This window comes from Vibrio sp. Vb1337, from assembly GCF_033338715.1.
Classification (GTDB): Bacteria; Pseudomonadota; Gammaproteobacteria; order Enterobacterales; family Vibrionaceae; genus Vibrio; species Vibrio alginolyticus.
The window spans coordinates 1-1,008 of the sequence record NZ_JAWOTD010000309.1 but is presented as its reverse complement, the minus strand read 5'-3'; the positions used below and the strand labels follow the sequence as shown (position 1 = coordinate 1,008).

The following is a 1,008-nucleotide window of genomic DNA, read 5'->3' as shown; positions in this document are numbered from 1 at the left end:
GTGGCTGGGCAATCAAAAAATTCGATAACTACATCGATGGTAAAGTAAAAAGCGGCTTCGAGATGTTGGTGAACAACTTCTCTGCTGGCATCATCGGTATGCTGTGCGCCATTCTGGCTTTCTTCCTTATCGGCCCATTTGTCAAAGTGCTTTCAGGCGCATTGGCAGCTGGCGTAAACTTCCTTGTTTCAGCGCACCTTCTGCCACTGACTTCTATTTTTGTTGAGCCAGCGAAGATCCTGTTCCTAAATAACGCGATCAACCACGGCATCTTCTCTCCACTGGGTATTCAGCAAGCGTCAGAGACTGGTCAATCGATCTTCTTCTTGATCGAAGCGAACCCTGGTCCGGGCTTGGGTATCCTGCTGGCTTACATGGTGTTTGGCAAAGGTACGGCTCGCCAAACGGCTGGCGGTGCATCCATCATCCGTTTCTTCGGTGGCATTCACGAGATTTACTTCCCGTATATTCTAATGAACCCACGTCTGATCCTTGCGGCTATTGCAGGTGGTATGACTGGCGTGTTCGTTCTAACCATGTTTAACGCGGGCATCGTTTCTCCAGCCTCTCCAGGTTCTATCTTCGCCATCTTATTGATGACTCAAAAAGGCTCAATTGTTGGCGTTCTTGCCTCTATCGCGGCAGCAACAGGCGTGTCATTCGCGGTTGCCTCTCTGCTGATGAAAACGCAAACCTCGACAGAAGAAGATGGCGATGAAGCGGCACTAGAAAAAGCCACATCGCAAATGAAAGACATGAAATCTGCATCGAAAAACGGCGCAGTGGTAAACAACGAAAGCAAAGGTGACGTAGACCTAGCGACAGTACAAAGCATCATTGTCGCTTGTGATGCGGGCATGGGCTCAAGCGCCATGGGTGCGAGCATGCTACGTAAGAAAGTTCAGGACGCAGGTCTGAACGTCCACGTAACCAACCTTGCTATCAACAGCTTACCAGAGAGTGCAGATATCGTGATTACACACAAAGACTTAACGGATCGTGCACGTA

The 1,008-nt window shown here is 49.4% G+C and carries 1 protein-coding gene; it reads left to right on the top strand.

The features are described from left to right. Window positions 1-1,008: PTS mannitol transporter subunit IICBA (locus R7E42_RS25850; RefSeq protein WP_318073364.1), on the top strand; the 1,008-nt coding region annotated here is incomplete at both ends.